This window comes from Streptomyces fuscigenes (assembly GCF_021556455.1).
Taxonomy (GTDB): domain Bacteria; phylum Actinomycetota; class Actinomycetes; order Streptomycetales; family Streptomycetaceae; genus Streptomyces; species Streptomyces fuscigenes.
The window spans coordinates 1-4,690 of record NZ_JAKGCV010000424.1 but is presented as its reverse complement, the minus strand read 5'-3'; the positions used below and the strand labels follow the sequence as shown (position 1 = coordinate 4,690).

The window sequence follows — 4,690 nt, the reverse complement described above, 5'->3', positions numbered from 1 at the left end:
GCGCGTACGGCCGAGCCCGGCGCTCCGGACGCGGAACGCCTCCGCAGGCGCGCCCGGTTCCTGAGCGAACGCGCCGAGGCGCGGGCGCTGCGCGAGCGGGTCCGGCCGCGGCGCGCCCGCGCGGAGCGGCTCCGCAGGAGCCTGCGAACACGCCCATTCCGTTGGTAGCCCCCGGCAACCGCCAACCGGGAAAGGCCATTCCGGGACAGCCCTCGCCCGATCGTGATCGGACGCCGAATAAAATGGGCGCACGACGCAACGGCGGAAGACCTCTCGCGCAGCGCTCGTTTCTGCCACGATTCCGAGTGGACGGGGCACGCGCCGCGCACCGCCCGATCGACACACCTCCGACCAGTGGGAGAGTCACGGTGTACTTCGCCGCACTGCTCGCGCGCACCGAAGACGGGTGGGAAGCGAGCGACACAGACCTCGACGACGTGGAAACCCTCGCGGACCTGACCGACCTCGCGCGCGAGGCGTCGGTCGACGAGGACGTCGTCCTCCTCTTCATCGAACAGGAGGATGCCTGGTTCGGGATCCTCCGCGTCGAGGGCGAGGACGACCCCCGGATCTACGTCTCGGACGCGGCAGCCGCCGCACGCTCCTCGTACGGGGAGATCCTCATCGACGAACTCACCGGCGGTGACGAGGACGACGCCTCCGCCGATCTGGACCTGGACACGCTGGACCTCGACGGGACCGAGGACGGCGAAGCAGAACCTTCCGAAAACGACACCGACGACACCGACGGCCCGGACGACGCCGACGATCCGCGCGACCTCCGCGCCGGGGCCGGCGAGCACCCCACGGGCCCCGTCGGCGACCGGGGGATCCTCACCGATCTCGGGCTCGCCGAGTCGGAGCTGCTGGACGTGGAGACCGACGCGATGGCGGAGATCGCCGAAGCGCTGGGCGCCACGGACGTGCTGGAGACCGTGCGCTAGTGACCGATCGCGGACCGGACGGCCGGACCGTACCGGCCGATCCGGTGCGCGATCCGTGGCGTACGTGGATGCGCCGTGCCCTCGACGAGGCGGCGCGGGCGGCCGACGGCGGTGACGTCCCGGTCGGCGCCCTCGTCCTGGCGCCGGACGGCACGCTGCTGTCCACCGGCCACAACGAACGCGAGGCGACCGGCGACCCGACGGCCCACGCGGAGGTCCTCGCCCTCCGCGCGGCCGCCGCGCGCCTCGGCGCCTGGCGGCTGACGGACTGCACGCTCGTCGTGACCCTTGAACCCTGCACGATGTGCGCCGGTGCTCTCGTCCAGGCGCGGGTGGACCGCGTCGTCTACGGGGCCCGCGACGAGAAGGCCGGGGCGGCCGGCTCCCTGTGGGACGTCGTGCGCGACCGCCGCCTCAACCACCGCCCCGAGGTCGTCGAAGGCGTGCTCGCGACCGAGTGCGCCGAACAGCTGCGAGCCTTCTTCGCCGGGCGGCGGTCCCCCGGCCGGCCGCTCCCGGATACGGATTTCTGAACACGGGCCCCCGTGGGCTAGGATCTCTCTCGGTAGCGTGTCCGAGCGGCCGAAGGAGCTCGCCTCGAAAGCGAGTGTGGGGAAACTCACCGAGGGTTCAAATCCCTCCGCTACCGCAGATGGAGAAGGGCCCGATCCTCAAGGATCGGGCCCTTCTTCGTGCTTGCCTCGGCGCCCGGCACGCGCCTCCCACCAGCCCGGACGCGTGACCGCGACCCGTGACCGCGGGCCGCGACCCGCGACGTACGTGCTCCCGGCCCGGCCATGAGTACGCCCCCGGGGCCCTCCGGTCGCGTCAGCGCGAGCCGGTCGCGTCAGCGCGAGCCGGTCGCGTCAGCGCGAGCCGGTCGCGTCAGCTCGGGCCGGTCGCGTCAGCTCGGGCCCGGGTGTCGGCGCGGGCCGGTTCCCTCAGCTCGGGCCCGTGCCCGGCTGGAAGACGCCGACGATCGTCGCGGCGGCGTTCGGGGGCTGCTTGCTGACCGCGCCGCCCGACCACGTGGCCTTGAGGAACGCCTTCTCGTCCGGCGGGGTGATCTCGACGGCCGCCGGGGTGACGGTGGCGCCGCCGACCATGTCGGGGTTGGCGAAGCGCAGCGTCGCCCAGGCGCTGCGGCCGGGGCTCAGCGAGACGACCTGCTTCTGACTGCCGCCCTCGCGCTGGGGGTCGGTGGAGACCTGCTTGCCGGAGCCGTCGACGAACGCGAAGCCGGGGAAGCCGTAGACGGTGCACGTGCGGCCGGAGGTGTTGGTCAGCACCAGCGCGAAGTTCTCCTGGCCGGCGCCGGGGTCGTTCCCGCCGACGGACGCCTTGAGTTCCGAGGTGTGGCAGCGGCTCGAACTGCCGGAGGCCGCGTTGCCGCCGCTGTCCGTGGACTTCCCGCCCGACGTCTTCGTGTGCTGGACCGTGGGGGCCTGGGACGACGGCTGCTGCTGCCCGCCGGACGCCGTGGTGGAGTCGTCGGGCGCCTTCGACCCGCCCGTGTCGTCGCTCGCGGCGCCCGAGGGGCTCTGGCCGTCCGTCGCCGGACCCGCCGTGCCGTTCACCTTCTGCGGCGACGCCGGATCGCCGTTGCCGCAGCCCGCCAGGACGACGCCGGACGCCGCCACCAGCGCCAGCGCGCCCACGGCCAGGCGTGCGCGGGAGGAGCGGGCAGCCCGTGCCGCCACCGCCGCCGTGTCCCGTTCGCCCATGTTCTTCGCCATGTCGTGCCACCCCGTCCGTTTCGTGCCTTCTCGTTTCCTGTGTACACCACGTGCGATGACCGCCCGGCCGCAAAAGTTCACGGAACTTCGCGAAGCCGCCCGCGTACGTCTGCCCTGGGTGGCAGCGTGGCATCCATGACTGCGGCCATCGAGCTTCCTTCCGACGTCCTCCACTACTCGGCCTTCAGCTCCGACCCCCGGGGCGGCAATCCCGCGGGTGTCGTGCTCGACGCGTCCGCCCATGAAGACGCGCGCATGCTCGCCACCGCAGCCGAGGTCGGGTACTCGGAGACCGCCTTCGTCACGAAGGCCGACACCGAGGGGCGTCGTTTCGGCCTGCGCTTCTTCAGCCCGCTCGCCGAGGTGGCGTTCTGCGGGCACGCGATGGTCGCGACGGCGGTCGCGCTCGCCGAGCGCCTCGGCCCGGGCCCGATCGTCTTCGACACGCCCGTGGGCGAGATCCCCGTCATGACGCGGACCGGGGCGGACGGAGCCGTCCGGGCCACCCTCACCAGCGTCCCGACCCGCTCGCGGCCGGCCGACGAGGACGAACTCGGCCTGACGCTGGCCGCGCTGGGCTGGGACGCCGCCGACCTCGACCCCTCGCTCCCCCCGCACGTCGCCTTCGCCGGCAACCTCCACCTGGTGCTGGCGGCGCGCACCCGGGCCCGCCTCGCGGACCTGGAGTACGACTTCGACGCGCTGGCCGATGTGATGCGGCGGTACGAGTGGACGACCGTGCATCTCGTGTGGCGGGAGTCGCCGGACCTCTTCCACGCCCGCGACCCGTTCCCGATCGGGGGTGTGGTGGAGGATCCCGCGACGGGGGCCGCGGCGGCGGCGTTCGGCGGTTACCTGCGCGCGCTCGGACTCGTGGAGGGGGCGGCGCGGATCACCGTCCGCCAAGGCGAGGACATGGGCCGGCCCTGCGAACTGCTGGTGGACGTCGACGAGTCGGACCCCCGGGTCTCGGTGACCGGGGAGGCCGTGCCGCTCGAGGGGTGAGGCGAGCGGCAGCGGCACGGTGGTTCTCCGCGGACGACCGGTGACTGGTGGTCGCGATGAGGCCCGGATGCGGTGGCGCGGTGGCGCAGCGGCGTGGAGGGACGGGGGCGCGGTCGGACGGGGCGCGGTGGGCCGGCGATCGGTGGTCGCCCGGGCTGCCGAGATCGCCGTGGCCGCCGCGGCTGCCGGGACCGCCCGTGGTCGCCGTGGTCACGGTGACGTGGTCGCGCTGTCGCCGGTGATCGCGCGCGGGTGGCGCGGTGCGCGGTGGCGCGGTGGGCGGTGGCGCGGTGGGCGGGCGTGCGGTGCGGCGCTGTGCGCCGTGGCCGGCCGGTGCGGCGGGGTCAGAGCGAGGTGTCCGTGTACCGGTCCGTCGTGCTGCTCCACAGCCGGACGCCCTCGACGAGGCGGCCCGTTCCGCGCAGGTACCAGTCGGCCTCGGGATGGTGGGCCGTCAGGTAGTTGCGGAGGATGTCGCTCCTGGCGCCGAGGCGGTCGACCTCGGCGCGGACGGCCTCGACGGCCGCGGGTCTGCTCATGTGCTGTTCACGCTGCAGGATCACGATCATGTTGAACGGGCACGCGTGGCGTTCCTCGCGCTCCAGCGAGTACAGGTCGTTGATGAGGGTCGCGGTGTCGGCGACGTGGGCGCGCAGCAGGCGCAGTTCGCGCTCCGCGTGCATCTCCTCGGGCAGCGCCGTGCCCCGGACCCGCTCCAGCATGTTCATGAAGGGGTACAGGCAACTCGCGTGGCGGCGCAGGTGGACGGCCTGGCCCACCGTGGGCAGGGTTCCCGCCGTGCGGTGCGAGGCCTCGGTCACGAACGTGGTCAGGCACCGCGCCCAGTCCCGCGCCGCGCGGCGCGCCCACGAAGCGGGCATCCCGGCTCGCTGCCGGCTCCACAGCTCCCGCCACGCGGCCAGCAGTTCGGCCGGACCGGCCGCGCCGGCGGAGGGAGCGGCGGGAGGCCGCGCGTCCTCGGGCGGCGCCGCCGCACGCAGCGGA

General features: G+C 74.0%; 5 protein-coding genes and 1 tRNA gene. 4 read left to right on the top strand and 2 right to left on the bottom strand.

Going from position 1 to position 4,690, the window contains the following annotated elements; all coding sequences use genetic code 11:
* Positions 1 to 368 precede the first annotated feature (368 nt).
* The 3 genes from L1885_RS23840 (at position 369) to L1885_RS23830 (ending at position 1,593) form a co-directional block, all read left to right on the top strand.
* Positions 369 to 944, top strand: coding sequence for a tRNA adenosine deaminase-associated protein (locus tag L1885_RS23840; RefSeq protein WP_235799225.1), 576 nt, complete (start codon positions 369 to 371; stop codon positions 942 to 944).
* A gap of 68 nt (positions 945 to 1,012) precedes the next feature.
* Positions 1,013 to 1,477, top strand: a complete 465-nt coding sequence (gene tadA, locus L1885_RS23835; RefSeq protein WP_235799227.1) for a tRNA adenosine(34) deaminase TadA — start codon at positions 1,013 to 1,015, stop codon at positions 1,475 to 1,477.
* A 31-nt stretch (positions 1,478 to 1,508) separates the two neighbouring features.
* Positions 1,509 to 1,593, top strand: a tRNA-Ser gene (locus L1885_RS23830).
* A 292-nt stretch (positions 1,594 to 1,885) separates the two neighbouring features.
* Here the strand turns inward: L1885_RS23830 and L1885_RS23825 are convergent.
* On the bottom strand, positions 1,886 to 2,680 hold the full coding sequence (locus L1885_RS23825; RefSeq protein WP_235799224.1) for a DUF4232 domain-containing protein: 795 nt from the start codon (positions 2,678 to 2,680) through the stop codon (positions 1,886 to 1,888).
* Positions 2,681 to 2,815: 135 nt separating this feature from the next.
* On the opposite strand from L1885_RS23825, the gene L1885_RS23820 reads away from it, so the two are divergent.
* Positions 2,816 to 3,685 (top strand): PhzF family phenazine biosynthesis isomerase, encoded by an 870-nt coding sequence (locus tag L1885_RS23820; RefSeq protein ID WP_235799226.1) that lies wholly within the window; start codon positions 2,816 to 2,818, stop codon positions 3,683 to 3,685.
* Between the two features lie 344 nt (positions 3,686 to 4,029).
* Here the strand turns inward: L1885_RS23820 and L1885_RS23815 are convergent.
* Positions 4,030 to 4,690 (bottom strand): terpene synthase family protein (locus L1885_RS23815; protein WP_235799223.1); only part of this gene is annotated, 661 nt, incomplete at its 5' end.